The organism is uncultured Gemella sp., assembly GCF_963519265.1.
Taxonomy (GTDB): domain Bacteria; phylum Bacillota; class Bacilli; order Staphylococcales; family Gemellaceae; genus Gemella.
Genome location: NZ_CAUQNQ010000128.1, coordinates 1 through 3,261 on the forward strand (window position 1 = coordinate 1; position 3,261 = coordinate 3,261).

4 protein-coding genes and 1 tRNA gene are annotated in these 3,261 nt (G+C 30.1%); 4 read left to right on the forward strand and 1 reads right to left on the reverse strand.

Going from position 1 to position 3,261, the window contains the following annotated elements:
• From RWN11_RS07855 to RWN11_RS07865, 3 genes are all read left to right on the forward strand, one after another.
• Positions 1–354: ECF transporter S component (locus RWN11_RS07855; protein WP_314161178.1), on the forward strand; the 354-nt coding region annotated here is incomplete at its 5' end.
• Entirely contained in the window at positions 354–1,727 is a 1,374-nt protein-coding gene (locus RWN11_RS07860) for an ABC transporter ATP-binding protein (RefSeq protein WP_314161179.1), read from the forward strand. The genes RWN11_RS07855 and RWN11_RS07860, both read left to right, overlap by 1 nt.
• A complete protein-coding gene (locus RWN11_RS07865; protein ID WP_314161180.1) occupies positions 1,708–2,364 on the forward strand; it encodes an energy-coupling factor transporter transmembrane component T in 657 nt (218 codons plus the stop codon). Before RWN11_RS07860 ends, RWN11_RS07865 begins: the two co-directional genes overlap by 20 nt.
• Before the next feature lie 61 nt (positions 2,365–2,425).
• Here the strand turns inward: RWN11_RS07865 and RWN11_RS07870 are convergent.
• A tRNA-Sec gene (locus RWN11_RS07870) sits at positions 2,426–2,522 on the reverse strand.
• Between the two features lie 239 nt (positions 2,523–2,761).
• Between RWN11_RS07870 and RWN11_RS07875 the strand changes: the two genes are divergently transcribed.
• Complete coding sequence (locus RWN11_RS07875; RefSeq protein ID WP_314161181.1) at positions 2,762–3,214, forward strand: LytTR family DNA-binding domain-containing protein; 453 nt, start codon at positions 2,762–2,764, stop codon at positions 3,212–3,214.
• The last annotated feature ends 47 nt before the right edge of the window (positions 3,215–3,261 follow it).

The following is a 3,261-nucleotide window of genomic DNA, read 5'->3' on the forward strand; positions in this document are numbered from 1 at the left end:
GGTAGTGCTACACTTGGAGAAGTTCTAGGAGCATTAGCTGAAATGCTATATGGTTCATACTTTGGTGCTGCTGTTCTTGTTTCAGGTTTAGTGCAAGGAGTGGGTTCTGAGGTTGGTTTCTTAGCTACAAGATACAAACGCTACGATACATTTTCACTATTTCTTTCTGCAGTGGGTATTACACTATTTAGCTTCGCTTATAAATATTTCCAAGCTGGATACGAAGCATTTTCTGTAAGTATGATTTTAGCGATTCTACTAGTACGTTTTATCTCTGTATTCTTCTTTGGAGTTATCTGTGTTAAACTAATCTTGAATATAGTAAATAAAGTACAAAACAGCGGTAGTAAATAATGAATATCATAGAAATCGATAATTTTTCTTTAAAAATTAAAGATAAAGTCTTATTTGATAACGTTAGTTTAAAAATAAAAGAACATAGTTGGTTAGTCTTAACCGGAAATATTGGTAGCGGTAAGTCTACCCTGCTTCGTACTATTTGTAAATTAAATAAAGAACATTATGAGGGAGTAATTACTTACAAAGGGAAAAACATTGTTGATATTCCTATGCAAGAACACGTTAAAAATATCGGATATGTCATGCAACATGCGATTAATCAATTTGTTATGCCTACCTTAGAAGAAGAAATAATATTTGCATTAGAAAACCTATGTCTAGAACCACAGGTTATTAACGAAAAACTGGATTATGCTTTATCTATTACAAATACTCGTGAAATTTCTACAAAACATATCCATACATTGTCTGGAGGAGAACGTCAACGAGCTGCTTTTGCAGTAGCATTAGCTATGGGAAGTGAAGTTTTAATTTTAGATGAACCATTTGCCAATGTTGATAAAAAGACTCGTAATTCTCTACTAACTCTTCTAAAAGACTTAAACAACCATGGTGTGACTATAATCGTGTGCGATCATGAGCATCATCTATACTTGAACTATGCAGATACCTTTACTTATCTTTCTGATGGGAATTTAGAGTTAGTAACAAAGCCAACTTCTAAAAATTCTAATGTGAAGTTATGTAACAATGCTCAATCTGAACAAATCTTAAGACTAGAAAACATTTCTATACAACAAGGAAAAAAAGAATTATTAAATGTCGATGATTTTCATATATTTAAAGGCATTACCACTTTGACGGGAGATAATGGAACAGGAAAAACAACATTATTACACGCTATTTCACAATTAAAAAAATACGATGGAAAGATATACTTTAATGAAGAAAAGGTAAAGAAATCAAGGAAGTTGTATAAAAAAATAAGTACTTGTTTACAAGATGCCTTTCAACAGTTTATTAGCTTGATGCCTCGTGAAGAGATTTCAATGCAAAAAGATATTTGGGAGCACGCTACCTTGTGGCAAGAGAAACTTTTAAAAGAATTTGATTTAAAAAAAGAGCTTGATAAAAGTCTATACTATTATAGTGGTGGCCAACGAAAACTTATTCAACTTATGTGTTTACTGAGTCAGAAAACCGAGTTGCTACTATTAGATGAACCTTTTACCCATCTTGATGAAAGAGCATGCTCATTTATAATGGATTGGATTGAAGAAAATAAAAGACTTGCTGGACAATCATTTATTATTGTAAGCCATAGACTGGAACCACTAAATAATAAGAGTGATTATCATATTGAAATTTCAGAGAATACGCTACATTATATAAAGGAGAATTATTATTATGCAGAAGAAAATAATTAGTCCTACTCTAGCATTAATAGTATTATTATTAACTATTTGGATTTCATTTAGTAAATTATTAGTTTTAAATTTTATGATTATTGGTGTAACAATTCTCTATTTTTGTCTATCAAGATACTGGAAAAAGCTACTGTATTTCATCCTAGTACCGCTGTTACCCGCATTGGGTTCTGCTTGGGCTATTATTGTTCATAGTTCTAATTATAAATTTGCTCTCTTAATTTTTTCTAGGACATATAGTTTTGCAGCTTTAGGATTAATCACAGCAACATATGTTTCACTTGTAGAACTACTAAAATACTTTGAACAACATGGGTTATCTTCAAATATAGTATACGGACTCTTAGTAGTTATTCAAGCTTTACCAAGAATACAATATGAAACACAAATGATTACAAAATCTAGTCGTCTTCGAGGAGTTTTCTTACCATTTTGGTCACCATATTACTATGCTAAAGCTATATTCATCGCGTTAACTTGGCAACCTCAAATTTCTGAGGCGATGACAGTTCATGCCTATGAAGACTTCAAAGCTCGAACACATTATAATAAATATTCTGTTGACAAAAATAAAAGTATAATTATTTTAGTACTCTTCTTATTTATATCAATTTCTTTATTAATCATAAACAAATAAAATGATGCCATCATGGATAAAACCCATGATGGCATTACTATATTCAAAAAATAAAAAAAACTGGCGGGAATGTGTGGGAATCGAACCCACCCAAGAGGCTCTTAACCCCTCATACTAGTTTTGAAGACTAGAGAGCACACCAGAACTCATCCACTCCCATGTATGTTTATATTATACAATAAATATAATGAAAAATCAAGACTATATGTTAACGTATCCAAAGCACTTTTCTTTCATGTGATAATTTAGCTTTTATCTAACTTTCCAAAAGAAATAATAAGAAACAATTAAATTATTAACCACTTGCTTCCTATTTTTTACCACTTACCTAAAAGCTATTAATTTTTAAACTGAAATAATATATAATATAACTATAAACATTTAGAAAGGAGACAATATGAAAATTAATATCGAACTAGACTCAAATCTTAAAGAAGTCGAACTAGTTATTAAGACCCCAGACTTAAATAGTGATGTCATCTTAATTAAAGAATTAGTTGAAAAAGCTATAGTAAATTCTCAAAAAATAATTTTCTACAAAGGCGACTCTGAATATTTCATCCCTCTAGAATCTATTTTATTTTTTGAAACTGACGATAATAAAGTCTATGCTCACACTATCGATGAATTTTTCGAGGTTAAATTCAAATTATACGAATTAGAGCAACTTATTCCTTTTTACTATTGTCGAATTTCTAAGAGTTCAATAATAAATACAAAAGCAATTTATTCACTAGAAAAATCTTTTTCTGGTTCAAGTACCGCTTCTTTTTCTAATTCAAAGAAGCAAGTCCATATTTCAAGACATTACTACAAAATATTAAAAGATAAATTAAAAGAAATGAGGTAAAAATAAATGAGAAGAAGTTTTATTGGATTATTTTTTATAATCCTTGC